Below are 23129 nucleotides of genomic sequence, written 5' to 3' on the forward strand. Positions count from 1 at the left end.
TCAGCTTGACAGGGAGTGCAGCCGCTCCAGCGCCGCGTCCCCGGCTCGCGCGGCCTCGTGAGCCCGGCTCTCCTCGCGGGCGGAGGCGACGCCGAGGGCGAACGCCGGCTCGCCGCGACGGGCCGCGACGAGGGCGTGCGCGCGGAGCACGTCGCGGGCGGCGAGGGCGTCGCGCTCCTCGCCCAGCGCGTCGGCGACGGCCTTCGCCGCCTTGGCGATCCGGTGCGGTGTCGGGCCGACGGCGTCCGGAACGACCGCGCTCCAGGCCTCGACGACGTAGCGCAGGCGCTTCGCGGCCTTGCGCAGCTCGTGCCGGGCCTCGACGTCGTCTCCGCCCGTGCGGGCCGCGTCGACGCGCGAGACCTCCTTCGCGAGGGAGCGGCGGACAAGCTTCTTCGCGCTCGCGCCGGCCTTCGCCGTCCGCGGCGGGTCGGCCACAAGGGCGTCGAGCGCGGCGAGCAGGGCGAGGTAGCGGGCGCCGCGCAGGGTCTTGGCGACCCGCTGCAGGGCGATCGCGTGCCGGCGCTCGATCGCGTCGAAGAGGGTGGTGCCGGCGACGGCCTTCGCGGGCAGTCCCTCCCCCGCCTCGTCGACGGCGGTGCGGAGCCGGGCCGCGAGGACCTCCTCGTCGCGGGCGGCGCCGAGGACGCCGGCGAGCCAGCGCAGCTCGTCGCGCAGCGGATCGAGGGCCTCGCGCTCCAGCACGGACCGGGAGGCGGCGAGGACGCTGCGCAGGCGGCGGGTGTGCAGGCGCATCCGGTGCAGCGCGTCGTCGGCCTCGAGGCGCACCCGCGGATCGACGGCGCGCAGACCGGTGAGGAGCTCGCGGATCGCGGCGAGCGCCGCCTCCCCGCCGTCCTCGGGTGCCGGGTGCGTCTCCTCGATCGGACCGCCGGTGGCGCGGGCGAGCTTCGAGGCGCTCTCGGCGGGGCGGGCGCCGGCGGCGAGCAGTCGCTCCTCGATCGCGTCGAGCACCGCCTCGCCCTCGGGGCCGTGGACGTCGACGAGCTCGACCTCCCACTCCCGCCAGCGCCGCTCGACGCCGGAGCGCTGGTCGTGCGCGATGACCAGGTCGTCCGCGATCTCGGCGAGGCGGCGGGCGGCGGAGTCGGCGACACGGGTGATCGAGCGGACGGTCTCGAGGGTGGCGAGCGGCTCGAGCCGCGCGCGGCCGACGTGGCCGAGCACCGGCTCCCGGACCTCGGCCGGCACGGTGCGGGAGGCGGTCAGCGGGGCGTGGATCTCGGTGCGGCCGGCCGAGCCGGGCAGCTTGACGTGCCAGCCCTCGTCCTCGCCGCCCTCGCGGCGACGGAGCGTGATCCGCCCGCGGGAGAGGGCGCGGTCCGCGGTGTCGAAGTACTGGGCGGACAGGCGGACGGGCTCCTCGGCGAGCGCCGTGACGACGGTGCCCGCGCCGGTCAGCTCCGGCAGGGCGGTGTCCGCATCGACGTCGTACTTCCGCTCCACCTCGGTCTGCACGCGCCGCGGCGCCTCCGCCTTCGTCCGGTCCGCATGCTGAGCCATGGTCCATTGTGCGCACGCGGACGGCGGTCCCGGCGGCAGGCCCGCGGCGGGGCGCGAGGTCGGCCTAGGCTGGAGCGATGACCGCGCCCGTCCCTCCCGTCGCCCGCCGTGTCCCGCTCGAACGCCGTCACCACGGCGATCTCGTGGTCGATCAGTACGAGTGGCTGCGGCAGAAGGAGGAGCCCGAGGTGATCGCCCACCTTGAGGCCGAGAACGCCTACACCGACGCCCTCCTCGCTCCCCTCGCCCCGCTCCGCGAGCGGCTCTTCGACGAGATCCGCTCGCGCACGAAGGAGACCGATCTCTCGGTCCCCGTCCGCGAGGGCGCCTGGTGGTACTTCTCCCGCTCCTACGAGGGCCGCCAGTACGGCGTGCACTGCCGCGCGCCGATCTCCGGCCCGGACGACTGGACCCCGCCCTCCATCGCCGAGGGCGGGCCGCTCGAGGGCGAGCAGGTCGTGCTCGACGGCAACATCGAGGCCGAGGGCCACGACTTCTTCTCGCTCGGCAGCTTCGACGTCTCCGCCGACGGGCGCTTCCTGCTCTTCGGCACCGACGTCGAGGGCGACGAGCGCTACACGCTGCGCATCCGCGATCTCAGCACCGGCGAGGACCTCCCCGACGTCGTCGAGGGCACCGGCGGTGGCGCGACCTTCGGCGCCGACGCCCGCTTCGTCTTCTACCCCACGGTCGACGAGTCCTGGCGGCCGGACACGATCTGGCGGCACACCGTCGGCACCGAGTCGACCGCCGACGAGGTCGTCTTCTCCGAGCCCGACGAGCGCTACTGGATCGGCGTGGGGCTCACCCGCAGCCGCCGCTTCCTCGTCATCGAGATCGGCAGCAAGATCACCAGCGAGTGCCTGCTGCTCGACGCGGAGGACCCGACCGGCGAGTTCCGCTCGGTCTGGCCGCGACGCGAGGGCGTCGAGTACGAGGTGGACCACGCCGTCGTCGACGGCCGCGACCGCCTGCTGATCGTGCACAACGACGGCGCACTCGACTTCGAGATCGTCGAGGAGCCGGCCGACCTCGCGCTCTCCCCCGAGGAGCGGGCGGCCGAGCGCCGCGTCCTCGTCCCGCACACCCCGGGACGGCGGATCGAGGGCGTCGACGCCTTCGCGCGGCACGTCGTCGTCTCCTACCGCGAGGCGGGGGCGACCCGCCTCGGTCTCCTGATCGACGGGGACGGCGGCGCGCGCCTGGACGAGATCGTCTTCGACGAGCCGCTCTACGACGCGGGCCTCGCCGGCAACCCGGAGTGGGAGCAGCCCGCGCTGCGGCTCGCCTACACCTCGTTCGTCACCCCCTCCACGGTGCTCACCCTCGACGTCGCGACCGGCGAGCGGACCGTGCTCAAGCAGCAGCCGGTGCTCGGCGACTACGACCCCGCCCGCTACGAGCAGCGCCGCGAGTGGGCGACCGCCGAGGACGGCACGCGCATCCCGCTGTCGCTGGTCTGGCGGAAGGACGCGGCGGCGCCCGACGAGGCCCCCGCGCCGCTCCTGCTCTACGGCTACGGGTCCTACGAGGCGAGCATCGACCCGGGCTTCTCGATCGCGCGGCTCTCGCTGCTCGACCGCGGCGTGGTCTTCGCCATCGCGCACGTCCGCGGCGGCGGCGAGATGGGGCGCTCCTGGTACGAGGAGGGCAAGACCCTCGCCAAGCGCACCACCTTCACCGACTTCGTCGACTCCGCCCGGCACCTCGTCGAGGCCGGCTTCACCACGCCCGAGCGCCTCGTCGCGCAGGGCGGCTCGGCCGGCGGCCTGCTGATGGGCGCGGTCGCGAACCTCGCCCCGGAGGCCTTCGCCGGGATCCTGGCGCAGGTGCCGTTCGTGGACGCGCTGACCTCGATCCTCGACCCGTCGCTGCCGCTGACCGTGATCGAGTGGGACGAGTGGGGCGACCCGCTGCACGACCCCGAGGTCTACGCCTACATGAAGTCGTACTCGCCGTACGAGAACGTGCGCGAGGGCGTCCGGTATCCGCGGATCCTCGCGACGACGAGCCTCAACGACACCCGCGTGCTCTACGTGGAGCCGGCCAAGTGGGTCGCCCGGCTGCGCGAGGTCGGCGCACCGGCACTGCTCAAGATCGAGATGACGGCCGGGCACGGCGGCGTGAGCGGGCGCTACGAGCGCTGGCGCGAGGTGGCGTTCGAGTACGCCTGGATCCTGGACGTGCTCGGGCTGGCGGAGGAGACCCGCTCCTGAGCCGGGGATCCGGATCGGGTGGGCGCGCCGCAAGCCCCACCGGCGCGTCGATCGCGCCGCGTAAGGTTCGGGGTGCCGACCGAGGGGAAGTGCAGAGATGAGCGCAGGACTGTCGATCGACCGGGCCGCGGCCTGGGTCGCCGATCAGCGGTGGTACGCGAGCAAGGGGCGCCGCCCCGAGCTGGAGATCCGGGGCGAGTGGCGCCTGGAGCGCGGTGACGGCGACGTCGTCGTGCACCTCGTCATCGACCGGGCCGGCTCGAGCCCGGTGCTGTACCAGGTGCCGGTGACGGTGCGCTCGGCGCCCGTCGCGGGCCTCGAGGACGCGCTGATCGAGAGCGACGGCACCCGCTACGTCTACGACGGACCCCGCGACCCGCTGTTCGCGCGGGCGCTCTTCGAGCTGATCGCCGACGGCGGCTCCTCCGACACGGAGGGCGCCCAGGGCGGCGCCCGCGCCGAGGGACACCGCCAGCCCGGCGCCGTGATCGGCGCGTTCGCGTCGTCGCGGATCCTCAGCGGCGAGCAGTCGAACACCTCGATCATCGTGCAGACCACCGCGGAGGACGGCTCGGCCGGCACCCCCGTGATCGTCAAGGTCTTCCGTGCGCTGCACCACGGCGAGAACCCGGACGTCACCGTGCAGTCGGCGCTGAACGCGGCGGGCAGCACGCTCGTCCCGCCGGTGATCGGCAACGTCACCGGCGAGTGGGACGACCGCGGCGAGCCGACCGGCCGCGCCTTCGGCCACCTCGCCTTCGCGCAGGAGTTCCTGCCGGGCGTCGAGGACGCCTGGCGCGTCGCGCTCGAGGCCGTCGCCGGCGACACCGATTTCACCGGGCCGGCGCGTGAGCTCGGCCTGGCGACCGCGCAGGTGCACTCCACCCTCGCCGAGGTGATGCCGACCGAGGACGCGACGCCCGAGGTCGTGCAGCGGATGATCGCGACCATGCGCCGCCGGCTGCGGATCGCCTCCTCCGAGGTGCCCGTCATCGCCGAGGACGCCGACGCGATCGACGCGGTCTTCCAGGCGGCCGAGCAGGCCCCGTGGCCGCGGCTGCAGCGCATCCACGGCGACTACCACCTCGGCCAGGTTCTGGCCGTGCCCGGCCGCGGCTGGGTCCTGCTGGACTTCGAGGGCGAGCCGCTGCGGCCGATGCACGAGCGGCTGCTGCCGGACATCGCACTGCGCGACGTGGCCGGGATGCTCCGCTCCTTCGACTACGCGGCGGGCGCGCACGAGCAGGCGTCCCCGGGCGACTCCCGGGCCACCTGGGCGCTGGCCAGCCGCCGCGCCTTCCTCGAGGGCTACACCGAGGAGGCGGGCGACGCGGTCACCGCGCACCGCGCCGTCCTGGACGCCTTCGAGCTCGACAAGGCCATCTACGAGGCCATCTACGAGGCGCGCAACCGCCCCGAGTGGCTGTCGATCCCGGTGACCGCGGTGCAGCGGCTCGTCGGACGCTCGTAGGGTGCAGGTATGACCGCACGCGACGAGACCAGCGACGCCCCCGACTCCGCCAGCCACGAGGACGGGCCGCTCGACCCGCTGAGCGACTTCAGCATCCCCGGCGACACCGACCTGCACGTGGACGGCGACGCCTACGGCGCCGACGGCCGGAAGGTCGCGGAGCCCTCCGAGGACGACTCGGCCGAGTAGCTCCGCAAGGGGCGTATCGGGGCCCGCCCTCACCCCATGCTGGTCGAGTAGCCCCGCAGGGGCGTATCGAGACCCACCATCACCCGCACTCCCGGCGACAGCGGATCTCGATACGCCCGCTCCGCGGGCTACTCGATCAGCATGAGGGGCCGCTCCGCGGACTGCTCCATGACATGCGGGCCCGCTCCGCGGACTGCTCCATCACATGCGGGCCCGCTCCGCGGGCAGCTCCAATCATTGGCAGAAACGCCTCATGTTGGTCGAGTAGCCCCGCAGGGGCGTATCGAGACCCACCATCACCCGCACTCCCGGCGATGGTGGATCTCGATACGCCCGCTCCGCGGGCTACTCGATCAGCATGAGGGGGCCGCTCCGCGGGCGCCTCGATCAACAGGGGCGGCCCGCAACGCGGGCTGCTCGACTAACTTGGGTGGCGCGCAGCGCGGGCTGCTCGATCGGCAGGTGCTCTCGGGCCGGCGGCTCAGCCGCCCATCTCGGGCTCGGCGTAGGAGGCGAGGGTCGAGCCGGCGGCGGCGCAGCCGACCCCGAGGTCGGACTGCAGGGTGCTCCACTCCGGTGAGGACGGGTCGTACGTCCATCGGCCGGCGGCCGCCTGGGCGTCCTGCAGGTAGGTCCGGATGCCGGAGGACGCGGCGGAGACGCCGGTCTCGTCCGGCTCCGGGTTCTGCATCCGCACCGTCTGGAGCTGGAAGGCCTGCCGCTCGAGGAACACCTGGTACGCCTCGTCCGAGACGTCGCCGCGGTCGTGGAACCACTGCATGGTCCAGCCGATGCTGAGCAGCGAGCTGTAGCGGCCGCAGACGTAGGACACGCTGGTGTCCTGCTCGCCCGGGACGGTGCCGCGGGCCGTCGGCTCGACCGTCACCGTGACGGTCGGCGCCGGGGTCTGCGCCTCAGCGCCGCCCCCGCTCGTGCAGCCCGCCAGCGCGACGGCAGCGACGGCCAGGCCGAGAGCGGTCGCCACGAGTCGAGACGCGATCGGTCGTCGGATGTGCAGTGTGTCCCCCATGCGCCGACCCTACCGGGCGACCGGCGCCGCAGGTCGTCAGCGCCGCAGGTCGTCAGCGCACCGGCGCGAGCGGCGCGACCGCGGGTCCCTCCAGCACCGACCCGTCGGCGGCGAAGCGCGAGCCGTGCAGGGGGCAGTCCCAGCTGCGCTCGGCGTCGTTCCAGGTGACGACGCCGCCCAGGTGCGGGCAGACCGCCGAGACCGCGCAGCGGCGGCCCTCGACCGTCGAGACGGCCACGGGCTGCAGGCCGTCGCGGGCGAGCGCGCCGTGCCCCTCCTCCGGCACCACGTCCACCGAGCGCGGCGCGCGCAGGGCCGACCAGTAGCCGCGGGCGTACCAGGCGCCGACCGCGGCGAGCGCTCCGGCCCCCTCCGCCATCACCCGGGGCAGCGTCGGGCGGCGGTGCAGGACCTTCGCCCACGGCGGCGTCTCGCCCCTCGAGTCGCCGACGAGCGTCAGCGCCGCCTGCACCGCGTTGGTCATCCCCCACTTGTCGTAGCCCGAGGCGAAGAAGATCCGCCCGCGGCCGCGCGGCAGCCAGCCGACGAACGGCACCCGGTGGAACGCCTCGTAGTCCTGCGCGCTCCACTGCGCGATCGGCTCGGCACCGGGGAAGGAGCGGCGGGTCCAGGCGATCAGGTCGTCGACGCTCTCCTGCGTCCGCGCCCTCCGGCCGACCACGTGGCCGTTGCCGCCGATCAGCAGCAGCCGCTCCCCGTCCCGCTCCACGTCGCGGATCGAGCGCGAGGGCCCGTCGACGGAGAGGTACATGCCGTCCGGGATCGTCTCGGCACCGCGGAAGGCCACCGCGTAGGGGCGCAGGGCGACCTGCTTGGCGAAGTAGAGCCCGCGGTCCAGGATCGGGGTGCCGGTGAGCAGGTAGGCCCGCTCGCCGGTCACCTCGCCGGCGCTGGTCCGCACGCGGACGGGCGCGGAGGCGCGCAGCCCGAGCGCACGGACGCCCTGCACAAGCACGCCGCCCGCGGCCCGGAAGTCGGCGGCGAGCGCCGTCAGCACCGCCATCGGATCGAACTCGGCCTGGTCGTCGAGCGCCACGGCGGCGGTGCTCGGGAAGGGCGTGTCGAGCGAGCCGACGAGGCGGGTGGCCAGGCCGAAGCGGCGGGCCGTCTCGTGCTCGCGCAGCACCGCGTCCACGCCGTCGGGGGTCTGGGCGTAGCTGTAGGCGGTGCGGCGCTGCACGGGGACGCCGGCCTCGCGGAGGTAGTCGACGAGCCAGGTGAAGCCCGCGAGGTTGGCGGCGACGTAGGCCCGGGTGACCGCGGGGGTGCTGCGGGCCGCGATCTTCGACAGGTGCGTCCCCTGCAGGAGGCTGAGCTTCGCCGTGCTGCTGCCGGTCGCGACCGCGCCGACCTCGCGGGCCTCGAGGACGAGGACGCGGCGGCCGCCGCGCTGGAGCAGGAGCGCCGTCACCAGCCCCGAGAGGCCGGCTCCCACGATCACGTCGTCGTAGTGCGCGCCCGGCACGAACGCGTCGCCCGGGATCGGAGCGGCGTCCTGCCGCCAGAGCGAGGTCCGCTCGATCGCCGGCACGTCGATTCGCTTCATCGGGTCTCCCTGCACTCGGGCCGCGGAGGGCGGCTCGGACCGACGCTACGCGCGGCGGCCGGACCCGTCAGGGTGTTGACAGCGCGCGCGGCCGTCGGCCGCGGCTCAGAGCCAGCCCCAGCGCTTGAACAGCCGGTGCAGGACCACGCTCGAGGCGACCATCAGCCCGAGCGCCGCCGGGTAGCCCCAGGCGAGGTGCAGCTCGGGCATCGCATCGAAGTTCATGCCGTAGACGCTGGAGATCATGGTCGGCGCGAAGAAGATGGCGGCCCAGGCGGAGATCCGCTTGACCTCGTCGTTCTGCTGGTTGCCCGCCTCCGCGAGCTTCTTCATGTCCTCGTTCTGGCGCTGCGCGACCAGCGTGGCGTTCACCGCGAGGATCTCGCGGAGGGTCGTCCGGAAGCCCTCGACGCGCTCGTCGACCACGGCGACGTGGTCGGCGACGTCGCGGAGGTAGCGGCGCAACTCGACGTCCTCGCGGAAGACGTCGAAGTCGGTGACCAGCCGCCCGAGCATGCCGGTCAGCGGACGGGTCGCCCGCTGGAAGTCGAGCACCTCCTGGGAGAGCTCGTAGATGCGCCGGGACACCGCGGGGTCCCCCTCGAAGACCTGCGCCTCGATCTCGTCGATGTCGTTCTCGAGGCCGGCGACGACCGGGGCGTACTGGTCGACGACCGCGTCGAGGATCGCGTAGAGGACCGCCACCGGGCCCTTGCGCAGCAGCTCGGGGTCGGCCTCCATCCGGCGCCGGACCAGGGAGAGGTCGGGCTTCTCGGAGTGGCGGACCGTGACGACGAAGTTCGGCCCCACGAAGAGGTGCAGCTCGCCGAAGTCGACCTCCTCGCGCTGATCCGCGTAGCTCGCGGCCCGCAGCACCACGAACATGTCGCTGCCGTAGCGCTCGAGCTTGGGCCGCTGGTGCGCGCTGATCGCGTCCTCGATCGCGAGCGGGTGCATCGAGAACTCGTCCTCGAGGGCCGCCAGCTCGGCCTCGGTCGGACGGTAGAGGCCGATCCAGGCCATCGCGTCCGGCAGCTTCTGCAGGGCGGCGAGCGCCTCCGGGATGCTGTGCGGCGAGACGACGCGCCGGCCGTCCTGGTAGATCGCGTTGTCGACGGTGCTCCGGCGGACCGGCTCCTCCTCGGGGCGGATCCGCTCGATCGGGCTGGTGTCCTCGGCGGCGGCGCGGGTGCGCGAGCCGAGACCGAGGAGGGTCGAGGGCACTCGGGGCAGCTTCACGCGGGGCCTCCTTCGATCGACCGACGACCCATTCTGCACCCGCGGGTGAACGGGAGGTGTCCGGCGCCGACGGCTCGGGCGGCGTCCGGTGTCGGAGCCGCTCAGTAGCCTGGAGGGGCACGACAGGGAGCGCCACCGCACACCCGCAGACCCCGCGAAAGGACGGTCGTGAAGCTCCTGCACACCTCCGACTGGCACATCGGCCGCACCTTCCACGGCCACTCGAGCGTCGCCGCGCTCGGCGTCGTGCTCGACGCACTCGTCGAGACGGTGCGCTCCGATGTGGTCGACGTCGTCCTGATCTCCGGCGACGTCTTCGACTCCGCGGTGCCGGCGGCCGAGCACTACACCCTGCTCACCCGCACGCTCGAGGCGATCCGCGCGGCCGGCGCCGAGGTCGTGCTGACCAGCGGCAACCACGACTCCCCCGCCCGGCTGGGCTTCCAGGCCGGGCTGCTGCGCGGCTCCGGCGTGCACGTGCTCACCGATCCCGAGGCGTACGCCGAGCCGGTCGTCCTCCGCGACGGGAGCGGGCTCGAGGTCGGCGTCTACGGCATCCCCTACCTCGAGCCGGCCCTCTACCGGCACCGGCACCCGGACGAGTCGCTGCGCCGGCACGAGGACGTCCTCGCCTTCGCGATGCGCCGCATCCGCGCGCACGCCGAGGCGGCCGGGCGGCGCTGGGTGGTGCTCGCGCACTGCTTCGCCGTCGGCGCCCCGGCCGGCACGGTCGAGCGCGACATCACGGCCGGCGGGATCGACTACGTCTCGGTCGACCACTTCGCCGCGGCCGACTACGCGGCGCTCGGGCACATCCACGGGCGCGCGACCCTGCTGCCGAACGTGCGCTACTCCGGCGCTCCGCTGCACTACTCCTTCGGCGAGGCCTCGAAGCCGCGCGGCGGCTGGCTGGTCGAGCTCGGCGCCGACGGGCTCGGCGAGGTGTCCTGGTCGGCGCTGCCCGTGCCGCGGCGGCTCAGCGTGATCGAGGGACGGCTGGACGAGCTGCTGAGCGACCCGTCGCTCGCCGAGTACGAGCCGGACTGGGTCTCGGCGGTGCTGACCGACGAGGTCCGCCCGCTCGACGCGATGGCGCGGCTGCAGTCCCGGTTCCCCGGCTGCGCGACGCTCGAGCACCGGCCCCCGCACGCGGCGGTCGACGAGCGGCGCTACGCCGAGCGGATCCGCGGGCGCAGCGACGTCGAGGTGATCGACGACTTCCTCGCGCACGTCCGCGGCGGGCACGGCGCGAGCGAGACCGAGCGCGCGCTCGCGCTCGACGCGCTGGCGCAGGTCGACGCCGAGGCGCTGCGGTGAGGATCCGCCGCCTCTCCTTCGCCGGGCTCGGCCCCTTCCGCGCGGAGCAGGAGATCGACTTCGACCGCCTGGAGGACGTCGGGATCTACCTGATCGCCGGGCGCACCGGCGCCGGCAAGTCGACGATCCTCGACGCGATCAGCTTCGCCCTCTACGGCTCGGTGCCGCGCTTCGACGGCACGGCCTCCCGCCTGCGCAGCGATCACAGCGCCCCCGAGGACGAGACCTTCGCCGAGCTCGACTTCGAGGCGGCCGGCCGGCTCTACCGGGTGCGCCGCTCGCCGGAGTACGAGCGGCCGGCCAAGCGCGGCGGCGGCACCACGCGCCAGGCGGCGAAGGTCGCGCTGCTCGAGCACGTCGGCGGCGAGTGGCGGGGCCTGTCCTCCAGCGCGCGGGAGACGGGAGCCGACATCGGCCGGATCGTCGGCCTGACCAAGGACCAGTTCCTCCAGGTGATCCTGCTGGCGCAGAACCGCTTCCACGAGTTCCTGCTCGCGAAGAACGACGACCGCCAGCGGCTGCTGCGCACCCTCTTCGCGACGGAGCGCTACGACCTGCTGCGCCGGCGGCTCGTCGAGCAGCGGCAGGAGAGCGGAACGGCGCTCGAGGAGGAGCGCGCGGCCGTGACGGCGCTGGCCGACGAGGCCGTCCGGCTCACCGGTGACGAGGAGCCGGCGCCGACACCGCCCGATGCGGAGTGGTTCCGCGCCCTGGTGACCCGGCTCGACGCTCCCCTCGCGCTCGCCCGCGACGAGGTGGCGGAGGCCGACGCCGCGTTCCGCGCGGCCGAGACCGCCCGGGACGAGACGCGGCTGGTGAAGCGGGCGCAGGACCGCCGCCGGAGCGCGCTGATCGAGGCCGAGGAGCTCGCGGTCGCCGAGTCGCTCGTCGTCCGGGAGCGCGAGCGGATCGAGCGGGCCCGACGGGCCGAGGGTGTGCTGCCGCTGCTGAAGGGCGCGCGCTCGGCGGGCGAGAGGGCCACCGCCGCCGACCGGAGCCGCGACAGCGCCGCCGTGGCCTTCACGACCGCTTTCGACGAGCCCGCGGACCGGGCCGCCGCCGCCCGGGCCGCCGAGCGCCTGGCCGCGACGCTGGGAGCGCTGACCGAGGCTCTCGCCGACGAGCGCACGCTGCCCGAGGCGATCCGCCTCGCCGAGCGCACCGTGACGGCGCGGGAGCGGTCCACCGCGGCACTGGCGGTGCTCGATCGCGACCTGCGGGCGCTGCCCGCCCTGCTCGACGCGCTCTCCGCGGAGGAGGACGCCCTCGCGCCGGACGCGTCGGCGCTGCCGGCCCGCACCGAGGAGCTGGCCGCGCTCGAGCGCCGGATCCGCGCCGCCGCCGAGCGCGCGAGCGCCGCGACCGCGCTCGATCGCCTCCGCTCCGCCCACGCCGAGGCGGCCCGGGCGCACGGCGTCCGTGCCGCTGAGCACACCGAGCTGGTCGCCCGCCGCTTCGCGGGCTTCGCCGGCGAACTGGCCGGAGCGCTCGTCCCCGGCGACCCCTGCCCCGTCTGCGGCTCCTGCGAGCACCCGCGCCCCGCCGAGCACGGCGAGCTGCCGCCCGTCGGCACCGGCGAGATCGAGAAGGCGCGCACCGCCGTCGACCGCGCCGCCGCCGCGATGGACGCCGCCCGCGAAGCCGAGAGCGCCGGCGCGCTCGCCCTGGCGGCCCTCGAGGAGCGGGCCGGCGCCACGACCGCCGAGGAGCTGCAGTCCGCCCGCGCCGAGGCCGAGATGCGGCTCACCGCGTCCCGGAGCGCCGCGACGCGGCTCGAGGAGCTGCGGCGCGAGCGGTCGGACCTCCGTGTCCGGAGCGAGGATCTCGCGGCCGCACTCGAGACCGCCCGCGCCGAGCACCAGCGCCTCAGCTCCGACGCCGCCCTCGCCGCCGAGGCGCTGCGCCTCCTGCGCGAGCGGATCGACGCCCACCGCGACGGCGCCGTCAGCATCGCCGACCGCGTCGCGGCCCTCACCGCGCAGCGCCGCCTGGCCGAGGCGCTCGTCGAGGCCGAGGACGTGGCGACCACCCGCCGCGAGGCGGCCGAGGCCGCCGAGGTCCAGCTCGCCGAGGTGATCGCCGACCGCGGCTTCGCGAGCGCTGACGACGCCGAGTCCGCCGCCCTCACCTCGGGCGAGCGCGCCCGCGCCGAGGCCGTGGTCGCCGAGCACGAGCGCCGCCGCAGCGCCGTCGACTCGGTGCTGGCCGACCCCGAGCTGGCCGGCCTGCCGACCGCCCCCGTCGATCTCGCCGCCGCGGAGGAGGACGCTGGCGCCGCCTCCGCCCGCCGCGACGAGGCCCGCTCGCGGCACTCGGTGCTCGAGCACCGCGCCGCCCGGCTCGCCGAGCTGGCGGGCCGCGCCGAGGAGCGACTGGCGACTCTCGATGAGCGCCTGCGCCGGCACGAGGAGCTGCGCGCCCTCGCCGAGACGATCGACGGCCGTGGGCAGAACACCCGCCGGATGGACCTCGAGGCCTTCGCCCTCGCCGGCCGGCTGGAGGAGATCGTCGCCGCCGCGAACCTGCGGCTGAACGCGATGACCAGCGGCCGCTACGCCCTCGTGCACGACGACTCGCTCGCCTACCGCGGCGCCGCCTCCGGTCTCGGGATCGACGTGCTCGACGCCTTCACCGGCGCCCGCCGGCAGCCCGCGTCGCTCTCCGGCGGCGAGACGTTCCTCGCCTCGCTCGCTCTCGCCCTCGGCCTGGCCGACGTGGTCACGATGCAGTCCGGCGGCGTCTCGCTCGAGACGATGTTCATCGACGAGGGCTTCGGCTCGCTCGACGCCGAGACCCTCGAGACCGCGCTCGGCACCCTCGACGCGCTCCGCTCGGGCGGGCGCACCATCGGCCTGATCAGCCACGTCGACGCGATGCGCGAGCGGCTGCCGACCGGGCTGAAGGTCGTCGTCAGCGACCGCGGAGACAGCAGGATCCTCACGGCGTGACGGAGCGACCCGCTAGGGTCGTCGGCAGTGACACGGGGTGCCCACCAGGGCTGAGATGAGACCCGTCGAACCTGATCTAGTTCGTACTAGCGAAGGGATGTCGCGAATGAGCATTCGCACGCCTGCCCACCCGACCCTCCTCGACGGCGCGGCCGTCGCCCGAGACCTCAGCGAGCTGCGCCGCACCGCGCCGCTCGTCCAGTGCATCACCAACGCGGTGGTCACCGGCTTCACCGCCAACAGCCTGCTGGCGCTCGGCGCGAGCCCCGCGATGTGCGATCTGCCCGGCGAGGCCGGCGTCTTCGCCGGCATCGCCTCCGCGACGCTGGTGAACCTCGGCACCCCGCACGCGGAGCAGCGGGACGGCGCCCGCGAGGCCGTCGCGGCGGCGAGCGCGGCCGGCACCCCCTGGGTGCTCGACCCGGTCGCCGTCGGCCCGCTGCCGGTGCGCACCGCGCTCGCGGCGGAGCTGCTCGAGGCGCGACCCGCGATCATCCGCGGCAACGCCTCCGAGATCCTCGCCCTCGCCGGCCTCGGCGCGGGTGGTCGCGGAGTCGACGCCGTCGACGGCCCGGAGGAGGCGCTGGAGGCCGCGAACGCACTCGCCCGCCGCTCAGGAGCCGTCGTCGCCGTCTCGGGAGCCGTCGACGTCGTCACCGACGGCGAGCGCGTCGTCCGCGTCACCGGCGGGCACCCGCTGCTCACCCGCGTCACCGGCGGCGGCTGCGCGCTGGGCGCCGTGATGGCCGCCTTCCTCGGCGTGCCGGGCTCCGACCCGCTCGGAGCTGCGGTCGCCGCCTCCGTGGTCTGGGGGCTCGCCGCTGAGCGCGCCGCCGAGACCGCCGCCGGCCCCGGCACGTTCGCGGTCGGCCTCCTGGACGCTCTCGCCGCACTCACTGCCGACGAGGTCGAGAGCGGAGCGCTGATCGCATGATCGACCTCTCGCTCCAGCTCGTCACCGACACCCGCCTCTGCGGTCCGCGCGGAGTCCCGGCCGTCGTCGCCGCGGCCGTCGCCGGCGGCGTCCGCGTCGTCCAGGTCCGCGACCACGAGGCGACCGCCGCCGAGCTCGTCGCCCTGACCTGCGCCGTCGCCGCCGTCCTCGACGAGCGCACGACCCTGCTGGTCGACGACCGCGTCGACGTCGTCCTCGCCGCCCGCCTGGCCGGCGCCCGCGTCGACGGCGTGCACGTCGGCCAGTCCGATCTCCCGGTCCTCGCCGCGCGCAGCATCCTCGGCGTCGGCGCGGTGATCGGGCTGACGGCGAACACCCCGGCCCACCTCGCCGCCGCGCACGCCCTGCCCGCCGGCACCGTCGACTACCTCGGCGTCGGAGTGATCCGGGCGACGGCGACCAAGCCCGACCACCCGGTCCCGCTCGGCATCGACGGCTTCGCCGCCCTCGCCGCCGCGACGCCGCTCCCCTGCGTCGCCATCGGCGGCGTCACGTCCGACGACGCCGCGGCCCTGCGTCGCGCCGGCGCGGCCGGTCTCGCGATCGTCTCGGCGATCTGCGCGGCCGACGATCCGGAGTCCGCGGCCCGCGCCTTCCGGGCGGAGTGGGACCGATGAGCGCCGCGCTCCCGCAGCCCCGCCCGATCCCCCGGGTCCTCAGCATCGCCGGCACCGACCCGACCGGCGGTGCCGGCATCCAGGCCGACCTCAAGTCGATCGGCGCGCTCGGCGGCTACGGGATGGCCGTGGTCACCGCGCTCGTCGCGCAGAACACCCGCGGCGTGCACTCGATCCACCTGCCGCCCGCCGCCTTCCTCCGCGAGCAGCTCGACGCGGTCAGCGACGACGTCGAGATCGACGCCGTGAAGATCGGCATGATCGCGAACGCCGAGCTGGGCGGGATCATCGCCGCCTGGCTGGACGACGTCCGCCCGCCGCTCGTCGTCGTCGACCCGGTGATGGTCGCGACCAGCGGCCACCGCCTGCTCGACCCCGAGGCGGAGGAGGCGGTCCGCGCGCTCGTCCGCCGTGCCGGCCTGGTCACCCCCAACCTCCCCGAGCTGGCCGTGCTCGCCGGAGCGGAGCCGGCCGTCGACTGGTCCGCCGCGCTCGAGCAGGCCCGCTCCGTGGCCCGGGATCTCGGCACCGCGGTCCTGGTGAAGGGCGGGCACCTCGACGGCCCGGCGACGCCGGACGCGATCGTCACTCCGGACGGCGGCGTGCGCGAGGTGCCGGGCGAGCGCGTCGCCACCCGCAACACCCACGGCACCGGCTGCTCGCTCTCCTCCGCGATGGCGACGCTCCTCGCCGGTGGCGGGACGACTCCGGACACCCTCACTCAGGCGCTGATCGAGGCCAAGGACTGGCTGAACGGGGCCCTCCGCGGGGCCGACGCACTCCGGGTGGGCAGCGGCAACGGTCCGATCGACCACTTCCACCGCCTGCGCGCCCCGGCGTTCTGCGAGCGGATGTGGACCGCGACGGAGCAGCTCCGCGCCGAGATCGACGCGCTGCCGTTCGTCACGGCGCTCGGCGACGGCTCCCTCGCCCGCGACGACTTCGAGTGGTACCTCGAGCAGGACGCGCTCTACCTCACCGAGTACGCCCGGGTCCTCGCGGTCGCGGCGCAGCGCGCGCCGAGCACCGCCGAGCAGGTCTTCTGGGCGGAGTCCTCGGCCTCGGCTCTGGCGGCGGAGGCGCAGCTGCACCGCGACCGCCTCGGCGAGCGGACGGCGACGGCGTCCCCCGTCACCCGCGGCTACGTCGACCACCTGCTCGCGGTCGGCACGAGAGGGAGCTACGGCGAGATCGTCGCCGCGCTGCTGCCCTGCTTCTGGCTCTACGCGGGCATCGGCGAGCGCCTCGCCGCGGCGAACCGGCCCGGGCACCCCTACGCGGACTGGCTCGTCACCTACGCGGATCCTGCCTTCGCCGTCGCGACCGAGCGCGCGATCGCTATCACCGAGGCGGCCGCCGCCCGCGGCACGAACACGGAACGCGCCGCCATGGGCGACGCGTTCCTGCGCTCGAGCCTCTTCGAGCGCGACTTCTTCGCGGCTCCGCTCAGCCGATCGCCTCGCGGAGGACGTGCATGAGCGCGTCCAGCTGAACCGTGTCGGCCGAGGCGACCTCGGCGTCCGCGCCGTCGAGCGCGCGGGCGGCGAGGCCGGCCTTCGCGTCGATCAGCTCGGCGATCTTCGCGTCGATCGTGTGCGCTGCGATGATGCGCCAGGCCGTGACCGGCTCCTCCTGGCCGATGCGGTGCACGCGGTCGATCGCCTGCGTCTGCTCGGCCGAGGTCCAGGACAGCTCGGCCAGGACGACGTTGGACGACGCCTGCAGGTTGACGCCGACGCCCGCCGCGGTGAGCGAGCAGACCGCGACCGAGACGTCGGGGTCCTCGTTGAAGGCGTCGATCTGCGACTGGCGGAACGTCGCCGACTGGTCCCCGCGGATCGAGACCGAGGTGAGATCGCGCTTCTCGAAGGTCTCCTCCGCCTGGTCCATCACGTCGATGTGCTTGGCGAAGAAGACCACCTTGCCGACCGAGCGGGCCAGCTGCGAGGCGTAGTCGGCGGCGAGCGCCGCCTTGGCCTGGCCGATCCGGCGCACCATCGTGAAGACGTTCTCGCCGGTCTTGGCCGACTTCGACTCCTCGAGCTCGCTCTGCGCGACGATGCGGACGAAGCGCTCGCGCTCGTCGTCGTCGAGCTCGTGCGTGATCGACGCGGTGACGGCCTTGTAGCGCTGCAGCATCCGGGCGCCGAGCTCGCGCTCCGCCTTCTGGATCGAGCGGCCGAGGTCGTCGTCCAGCTCGACCGGCAGGTCGACGATCCGCTTCGAGGGCAGGTCCGCGGCGACGTCGATCTTCTTCCGCCGGACGATGCCGAGGTCGATGACCGCCTCGCGCGCCTCCGGGTAGAAGGCCGTGTCGGCGGGGGTGAGCCCCGTGTCCTCGAGCCGGCCCATCAGCTCGGGCCCGGGCTTGGTCTCGTCGATCCAGCCCAGGAAGCGCCAGATCGCGCGGAAGTCGTCCACGTCGTTGATCAGCGGCGTTCCCGTGAGGGCGATCATCAGCGGGTCGTGGCCCGGCGTCGTCTCGCGGATCTTCGCGGCCAGCGCCAGGACGCTCTGCGAGCGCTGCGAGCGGAGGTTCTTGATGAAGTGCGCCTCGTCGACGACCATGCCGCGGAAGCCGAGGCTGCCGAGCCAGCCGATGTGCCGGTCGAGGATGTCGTAGTTGACGATCACGACGTCGGCGAACGCGTCGAGCGTGCCGCCGTCGCCGTGGATGACGGTGGCGCGGCGCTGCGGCGTCCAGCGCTCGACCTCGCGCGCCCAGTTCATCTTCACGACGTTGGGCACCACGGCCAGCAGCGGGTAGGAGCCGGTGACGGACGCGGCGAGGAGGCTCTGCGCCGTCTTGCCCAGGCCCGGCTCGTCGGCGAGCAGGAAGCTGCGGTGCCCCTCGCGCGCGCCCTCGATGAAGCGCGCCTGGTGCGGCATCAGGTCGCGACCGCGCGGCGTCACCCGGTCGATCTTCGGCGGCTCGGGCAGCTCCATGCTGGCGGCGCGGCCGCCGGCGCCGTACTCGAACGCCTTGAAGAGCGGACCGAGCAGCTCCCAGTCGTCGAGGCGGCGGCGGGCGGGGGTGGGCGCGCTGGCGATCGAGAAGTCCGGCGGGAGGAAGGGGTTGGCGAGCTGGCGGGCGCGCACCGACGGCGGCACGACCTGGTTGACCGGCACCTCCGGCTTGGGCTCCGGCTCGGTCACGATCAGCAGCTCGTCGGGGCTCAGCTCGGCGCCGGCCTCCAGCAGCCAGTCGCGGCGCAGCTTCTGCGCGGCCGCGGTGATGCCGGCCTCCGACTCGAGCAGGGCGATCAGGCTGGTGTCGCGTGCGGCGGTCTTCGCGAGGATGGTCGCGATGCCGTCGAGGCGCTTCATCTCCTCCGCGCGCTGCGAGTCGCTCAGCTCGGTGTCGCTCTTCACCCGCTTGCGCTCCTCGCGCATCAGCAGGGCGATGACGAGGAACTTCGTGCGATTGGTCGGCCCGACCTTGCCGGTCTGGGCCTTCGCCTCGACCTCGCGCACGCGACGGGCGAGGATCGGGATGATCCCGGAGTTGTCGACGCCGCGCGGGCGCGAACGCGGGCGGGTGCCCGGGCTCGCGTTCGTCGTACGACGCGACTGACCGGACTGACGCTGGCCGCTGCGAGCCATGCTCCTCCTCGACGTGGACGGGGGCGGAGGAGGGGTTCCCGCGCTCTACCGTCGCATTGCACTGTGCGTGTCTTGCGTGCTGTGCGGGTCTTGCCCGCACTGCGTGTGTTGCACTGGCCGCGTCACGCCTGGGACGAGACGGGCACCGATGCACTCGGTGGCCGTCGGGAGCTCCGAGCAACGGGTCTGAGACCCGGTCGCAGCATCCCCGGCGTGCGGGCGCGCGTCGAGTCTACTCCTCAGCGCCGGATCGGCCGCACCCCCGCGCCTCCGGGCGCGTTCAGCAGTCCCGGGATCACTCGGCGACGCGCACCCGGATGATCAGGCCCGCGGCGACGACCAAGCCGACCGCGGCGAGGTGCAGCGAGGACCAGACGGCGTCCGGGAACGAGAACGGGAAGACCGGGTTCCAGAGCACGACGATCGGCGCGAGCCCGATCAGCCAGTAGTAGGCCTTCGCCTGGATGGCGAACCAGCCGATGACGGCCGCGAGGATCGCCACCGGGTAGCGCACGAAGTCGTAGGCGTCGCCGCCGACCAGCGCGAGCCCCGCGAGCAGGATGATCGCCTCGAGGATCCCCGGCGCCAGCGCCATCCGCGCGCTCGAGCGGGACGGGTAGCGGGCGGTCGTGCCGCCGCGCGGGGGGCCGGACTTCTTGGCGTTCACCCGTCGATCGTACGGGGCGGTCCCGACCGCTCCGCTGTGGAAGCCTGCACGGGCCCGTTCGGCTCCCGCCCCTCGCGCGAACCGACCCGGACCGGGCGCACGCCCGCGCACGGGCACCAGTCCGCGTCCACTCGCGGAGCCACGCCCCCGCGCCGTCACCAACAGACCCGGATCGGGTCCCGACCCACCCTCGGGCCCCAGCAGCTGTCCGTTCGGCCTCCTCGCTCCGTGCGAATCGACCCGTACGGGGCGCGAGTGCGCCCGCAGACCCCATCGAGCGTCGACTCAACGGCTCGCGGCCCCGCTCGTGAGCGAACGGACGCGAATCGGGTCCGGACAGGCCGGCACAGCCCAGCGCGGGTCCACTCGACCTCCGCACCCCGATCGAGACGACGCGAAACGGGTGCCGACGCGTTCACGGATCACAGTGTGCGTCGTCTCGCGGGCGGATACCCCCGCCGGGTATCGGCGCTCCGGCGTAAACTGTGCGGGTGATCGAGGATCTGAAGAAGCGCTCCCTGCACCGCGCCCGCATCCTGGCGGGCCAGATGCGCGGCCTCGAGAAGGCCATCGAGAACGAGGACTACTGCGTCGACATCGTCACGCAGTCACTCGCCATCCAGAAGTCGCTCGGCTCGCTGAACAAGCTGATCGTCGAGAACCACCTGCGCACCCACGTCACCGCGATGTTCGACGAGGGCGGCGACGCGCGCGAGGCCGCTATCACCGAGCTCGTGAAGATCTTCGAACTCTCGAACAACCGCTCGTGACCGCGCTCACCGCCGTCCGCGGCGACATCACCCGCGAGCAGGTCGACGTGATCGTCAACGCCGCCAATTCGTCGCTGCTCGGCGGCGGCGGGGTCGACGGAGCGATCCACCGCGCGGGCGGCCCCGAGATCCTCGAGGAGTGCCGGCGCCTCCGGGCGGGCGACCTGCGCGACGGACTCCCCGCCGGCTCCGCGGTCGCGACCACCGCCGGCCGCCTGCCCGCCCGCTGGGTCGTGCACACCGTCGGCCCCGTCTACTCGCGGAGCGACGACCGCTCGGCCGTCCTCGCCTCCGCCTACACCGAGTCGATCCGCGTCGCCCGCTCCCTCGGCGCCCGCACCGTCGCGTTCCCCGCCATCTCCGCCGGCGTCTACGGCTGGCCGATGGCGAGCGCGGCGCGCATCGCCGTCGACTCCGTCCGGCTCGCCGCCGCCGAGGACGGCCTGGGCACCCTCGACGAGGTCCGCTTCGTGCTCTTCTCGGACGACGCCCTCGCCGCCTTCCGCGAGGCGCTCGGCTAGCTCGCCGTCCCGGCCGCGGCGCGAAGCCGAGCCACGGTTCGACGGGCAGTCACTCTTCCTCCACGAGCGGGAGGTCCAAGACATCGCGAGCCGATCCTCGATTGCACGAACTCCGCGCGTCTCGCCTCCCTGTTCGGCGGCCCTTCGCGAAAGAACACCAACTCCCCCGGCGTGAAGGGAAGCAAGTACTCGATGGCAGGTGGGCTGAGCGTGTGCGGTCGGTGCGGGAAGCGCCTGATCACGACGATGCAGCACGGACGCCCAGCGCTGAAGTGCACGAAGATCGTCAACGGTGACGGCGCCTGCGGAAGCATGGTGATCGGCCACGACGATCTGGAGACGTACGTCTTCGACGTGGTGATGAAGTCGCTCGACGAGAAGAACCCGCGCCTGCGCACGCGACTCGCAGAGCAGGACCCTGCCGACGACGCGAAGATCGCCCAGCTCGAAGCGCACCGCGACGACCTGCGCGATCAGAAGAGCCGAGCGGACGACCTCTTCATCCGCGGCGCGCTGTCCGAGCGTGAGCACGCGCAGCATGTCGAACGTGTGCGCGTGGAGACGGACGAGACGACGAGGCAGATCGACGCGCTCCTCGGAACCTCGATCATGACGGACGCACTCGCGGACGGCCTCGACTGGCGCAGTTGGTCCCCGGAGCGCCGCCGGAACTTCCTACGCGTGCTGATTCAGCGCGTCGAGGTGCACGAGTTCCCGAAGGGCATGGGCAGCTACGTGCGCCAGCGCTCAGGCGAGACGGTGGAGTCGTTCGCGGAGCGAAAGCTCGATCACCGAGATGCGCTGATGGGCCAGCGCGTCGTAATCGTCAGCTGACCTGCGCCTTCGCAACCCAGGGGAACATCCGCGTCATGAGATCTTGCACGTCTCGGTTCGTGGCATGGACGTCATTCTCGATCGCGGCCGAGACCCAAGGTGCCGCCTTTGGCACATCGAGCGTGTGGTCGAAGTCCTCCATCTCTCCGATACGAAGGACGTGGATCCCAAGCGCCTCTAGCTCACTGAGGAACTCGTTGGCTGCGCGGGTCGCCACTGCGTCGCGGATGGTAGACACCCCTCCATGTTTCACGATTTCCCAATCGCTGATGTTGCGTCGGAGCCAGCCACGAAATACGCCGAAGTTCGTCTGCAGTGATTCGGTCCAGTTCGCTCCGACTGCCTCAACCAGCGCGCGAACTTCTGATCGCTCCTGTATTAGATCAAAATCCGCAATCACTTTCACCTGAACATCTAGACTACGAAGAGCCTTGACGGGCTTTTGGAGATTCTGCTTCCCCCCTGTTGGAATAAACATCACCTCGGAAGCTCCGTACCGTCGTCCAAGTCGTGCCGCGTGCTCGTCAAGAGCCGCGGAGAAGAAACGGCAATCTGCGTCCCCCTCGCAGACCACCACCGTCTGGTGGAACAAACCGTCAAGCACGTTCGAGTAGCGAAGAGTCGGATCGCTCCACGCCTCCTCCACTTCGGTAGCGTCAAGCGTCGCGAAGCTCGATACATCAGTAGGGCGCGAGATACGAACGAACGACGCGGCCGTCGCGCGTGATTCCTCCATGATTCCTAGGACGAGATCCTTATCGTGCGTCGACAGGATGATTTGCAAATCTCGCTCACGTGCGATCCGAGCAATCCAGGCACCAAGCGCGCGCGCCTGCGCAGGATGAAGAAATGTCTCAGGCTCATCAAAAAGAAACACCTGTGCAGGATCGGTTATCAGGCGGAGAGCAATACCCGCAAAGGCCTTGATTCCGTCACCTTGGGATCCAAGGGGCGGAAGCGCTAGCACAGCCTCGCTATATTCCCGAGTCGGGTTATCGATACGGGGGACTTCGATACTGTGATCGATAAGACCAAATCGCAGACGAGGATTCAGATTCACTCGGTCGTAAGTCAGACCATCACCGAAATATGTTTGACTCAGTTCGGATAGTTGCTCGACAATGGAGCCGTCTTTATACATCATAGAGAAGGGCCCCCAATCCCCTCCCATTGGCATATACTCACCGCTGGCAAAACTCACAGATTCTGAGGCCGCAACGTATCTCAGGAAGTAGTTTGCGAGATTGGTGATATTCCCCATCGCCGCCATCGCCAGAACGATATTGAGACTAGTCGTGCTAGGACCCCACGAGGGAATTTCGCCCCTCGCGTCAGCGGGTCCGAAGCGCCCTTCGAGCCACGCCCGGAGCTCACTCTCCGAAAAAGTGTCCTTGCTGAGCTCAAGATTTGAGAGGGTCACCACGTCTTCAAAGTTTGAACTAGATCCACTTATTGACGTCACGATATCGCGAAGCAATCGCGACTTGCCCGCGTTATTGCCTCCGACGATGCAGGTGACACCCGTTTGCGGCAGGATCGCCTCTTGACCAGCAGCCGCTGTGATGGACGCGATACGGAATCGAAGGTCAGGCATCTTCCGAGCATGGCGGAACACGAGCAACAGCGCCACCGGTCTGTGCGTGTGCCATGCCGGTACACTC

The 23129-nt window shown here is 72.8% G+C and carries 18 protein-coding genes and 1 riboswitch; of the genes, 11 read left to right on the plus strand and 7 right to left on the minus strand.

Going from position 1 to position 23129, the window contains the following annotated elements:
• Positions 1–1524, minus strand: coding sequence for a CYTH and CHAD domain-containing protein (locus MT351_RS07805; protein WP_243581814.1), 1524 nt, complete (start codon positions 1522–1524; stop codon positions 1–3).
• Positions 1525–1601: 77 nt separating this feature from the next.
• On the opposite strand from MT351_RS07805, the gene MT351_RS07810 reads away from it, so the two are divergent.
• The 3 genes from MT351_RS07810 to MT351_RS07820 all read left to right on the plus strand — a co-directional run bounded on the left by MT351_RS07810 (position 1602) and on the right by MT351_RS07820 (position 5400).
• A complete protein-coding gene (locus MT351_RS07810) occupies positions 1602–3740 on the plus strand; it encodes a S9 family peptidase (RefSeq protein ID WP_243581815.1) in 2139 nt (712 codons plus the stop codon).
• Positions 3741–3837: 97 nt separating this feature from the next.
• The gene (locus tag MT351_RS07815; RefSeq protein ID WP_243581816.1) at positions 3838–5211 is read left to right on the plus strand and encodes a phosphotransferase; all 1374 of its coding nucleotides are present in this window, start codon (positions 3838–3840) and stop codon (positions 5209–5211) included.
• A gap of 9 nt (positions 5212–5220) precedes the next feature.
• On the plus strand, positions 5221–5400 hold the full coding sequence (locus MT351_RS07820) for a hypothetical protein (RefSeq protein ID WP_243581817.1): 180 nt from the start codon (positions 5221–5223) through the stop codon (positions 5398–5400).
• A gap of 481 nt (positions 5401–5881) precedes the next feature.
• Here the strand turns inward: MT351_RS07820 and MT351_RS07825 are convergent, their stop codons facing one another.
• From MT351_RS07825 to MT351_RS07835, 3 genes are all read right to left on the minus strand, one after another.
• Positions 5882–6430, minus strand: a complete 549-nt coding sequence (locus MT351_RS07825) for a hypothetical protein (RefSeq protein WP_132435711.1) — start codon at positions 6428–6430, stop codon at positions 5882–5884.
• Positions 6431–6482: 52 nt separating this feature from the next.
• Positions 6483–7997 carry an FAD-dependent oxidoreductase gene (locus tag MT351_RS07830; protein ID WP_243581818.1) on the minus strand — a complete coding sequence of 505 codons (1515 nt, stop codon included), beginning with the start codon at positions 7995–7997 and terminating at the stop codon, positions 6483–6485.
• Positions 7998–8102: 105 nt separating this feature from the next.
• A complete protein-coding gene (locus MT351_RS07835) occupies positions 8103–9236 on the minus strand; it encodes a magnesium and cobalt transport protein CorA (RefSeq protein ID WP_123702982.1) in 1134 nt (377 codons plus the stop codon).
• Between the two features lie 168 nt (positions 9237–9404).
• On the opposite strand from MT351_RS07835, the gene MT351_RS07840 reads away from it, so the two are divergent.
• The 5 genes from MT351_RS07840 to thiD all read left to right on the plus strand — a co-directional run bounded on the left by MT351_RS07840 (position 9405) and on the right by thiD (position 16551).
• On the plus strand, positions 9405–10553 hold the full coding sequence (locus MT351_RS07840) for an exonuclease SbcCD subunit D (protein WP_243581819.1): 1149 nt from the start codon (positions 9405–9407) through the stop codon (positions 10551–10553).
• On the plus strand, positions 10550–13501 hold the full coding sequence (locus MT351_RS20265) for an AAA family ATPase (RefSeq protein ID WP_243581820.1): 2952 nt from the start codon (positions 10550–10552) through the stop codon (positions 13499–13501). The genes MT351_RS07840 and MT351_RS20265 overlap by 4 nt, the downstream gene beginning before the upstream one ends.
• 23 nt (positions 13502–13524) lie before the next feature.
• Positions 13525–13616: riboswitch (TPP riboswitch) on the plus strand.
• A complete protein-coding gene (gene thiM, locus MT351_RS07850) occupies positions 13608–14435 on the plus strand; it encodes a hydroxyethylthiazole kinase (protein WP_243581821.1) in 828 nt (275 codons plus the stop codon). (Overlaps the previous riboswitch by 9 nt.)
• A complete protein-coding gene (gene thiE, locus MT351_RS07855; RefSeq protein WP_243581822.1) occupies positions 14432–15073 on the plus strand; it encodes a thiamine phosphate synthase in 642 nt (213 codons plus the stop codon). Before thiM ends, thiE begins: the two co-directional genes overlap by 4 nt.
• Positions 15070–16551, plus strand: a complete 1482-nt coding sequence (thiD, locus tag MT351_RS07860) for a bifunctional hydroxymethylpyrimidine kinase/phosphomethylpyrimidine kinase (RefSeq protein ID WP_243581823.1) — start codon at positions 15070–15072, stop codon at positions 16549–16551. The genes thiE and thiD overlap by 4 nt, the downstream gene beginning before the upstream one ends.
• Here thiD and MT351_RS07865 read toward each other — a convergent pair.
• Together MT351_RS07865 and MT351_RS07870 are read right to left on the minus strand one after the other, a co-directional pair.
• Positions 16520–18676 (minus strand): DEAD/DEAH box helicase, encoded by a 2157-nt coding sequence (locus MT351_RS07865; RefSeq protein ID WP_243581824.1) that lies wholly within the window; start codon positions 18674–18676, stop codon positions 16520–16522. The two genes, thiD and MT351_RS07865, sit on opposite strands and share 32 nt — an antisense overlap.
• Positions 18677–18971: 295 nt before the next feature.
• A complete protein-coding gene (locus tag MT351_RS07870; RefSeq protein WP_243581825.1) occupies positions 18972–19343 on the minus strand; it encodes a DUF6804 family protein in 372 nt (123 codons plus the stop codon).
• Between the two features lie 491 nt (positions 19344–19834).
• Between MT351_RS07870 and MT351_RS07875 the strand changes: the two genes are divergently transcribed.
• The 3 genes from MT351_RS07875 to MT351_RS07885 all read left to right on the plus strand — a co-directional run bounded on the left by MT351_RS07875 (position 19835) and on the right by MT351_RS07885 (position 21468).
• Positions 19835–20113 carry a metal-sensitive transcriptional regulator gene (locus MT351_RS07875; protein ID WP_132435723.1) on the plus strand — a complete coding sequence of 93 codons (279 nt, stop codon included), beginning with the start codon at positions 19835–19837 and terminating at the stop codon, positions 20111–20113.
• Positions 20110–20634: an O-acetyl-ADP-ribose deacetylase gene (locus MT351_RS07880; protein ID WP_123735389.1), complete on the plus strand. Its 525-nt coding sequence runs from the start codon at positions 20110–20112 to the stop codon at positions 20632–20634. Before MT351_RS07875 ends, MT351_RS07880 begins: the two co-directional genes overlap by 4 nt.
• 171 nt (positions 20635–20805) lie before the next feature.
• A complete protein-coding gene (locus MT351_RS07885; protein ID WP_243581826.1) occupies positions 20806–21468 on the plus strand; it encodes a zinc ribbon domain-containing protein in 663 nt (220 codons plus the stop codon).
• On the opposite strand, the gene MT351_RS07890 is transcribed toward MT351_RS07885, so the two are convergent.
• Complete coding sequence (locus MT351_RS07890; RefSeq protein ID WP_243581827.1) at positions 21461–23098, minus strand: AAA family ATPase; 1638 nt, start codon at positions 23096–23098, stop codon at positions 21461–21463. The genes MT351_RS07885 and MT351_RS07890 overlap by 8 nt on opposite strands.
• Positions 23099–23129 lie beyond the last annotated feature (31 nt).

Origin of the sequence: Rathayibacter sp. VKM Ac-2926 (assembly GCF_022815565.1) — a bacterium.
Lineage (GTDB): Bacteria > Actinomycetota > Actinomycetes > Actinomycetales > Microbacteriaceae > Rathayibacter > Rathayibacter festucae.

Bases quoted from the DNA above. Each gene is read 5' to 3' on its own strand.
- MT351_RS07805 (WP_243581814.1), bottom strand. From the start codon at position 1,524: ATGGCTCAGCATGCGGACCGGACGAAGGCGGAGGCGCCGCGGCGCGTG.
- MT351_RS07810 (WP_243581815.1), top strand. From the start codon at position 1,602: ATGACCGCGCCCGTCCCTCCCGTCGCCCGCCGTGTCCCGCTCGAACGC.
- MT351_RS07815 (WP_243581816.1), top strand. From the start codon at position 3,838: ATGAGCGCAGGACTGTCGATCGACCGGGCCGCGGCCTGGGTCGCCGAT.
- MT351_RS07820 (WP_243581817.1), top strand. From the start codon at position 5,221: ATGACCGCACGCGACGAGACCAGCGACGCCCCCGACTCCGCCAGCCAC.
- MT351_RS07825 (WP_132435711.1), bottom strand. From the start codon at position 6,430: ATGGGGGACACACTGCACATCCGACGACCGATCGCGTCTCGACTCGTG.
- MT351_RS07830 (WP_243581818.1), bottom strand. From the start codon at position 7,997: ATGAAGCGAATCGACGTGCCGGCGATCGAGCGGACCTCGCTCTGGCGG.
- thiM (WP_243581821.1), top strand. From the start codon at position 13,608: ATGAGCATTCGCACGCCTGCCCACCCGACCCTCCTCGACGGCGCGGCC.
- thiE (WP_243581822.1), top strand. From the start codon at position 14,432: ATGATCGACCTCTCGCTCCAGCTCGTCACCGACACCCGCCTCTGCGGT.
- thiD (WP_243581823.1), top strand. From the start codon at position 15,070: ATGAGCGCCGCGCTCCCGCAGCCCCGCCCGATCCCCCGGGTCCTCAGC.
- MT351_RS07865 (WP_243581824.1), bottom strand. From the start codon at position 18,676: ATGGCTCGCAGCGGCCAGCGTCAGTCCGGTCAGTCGCGTCGTACGACG.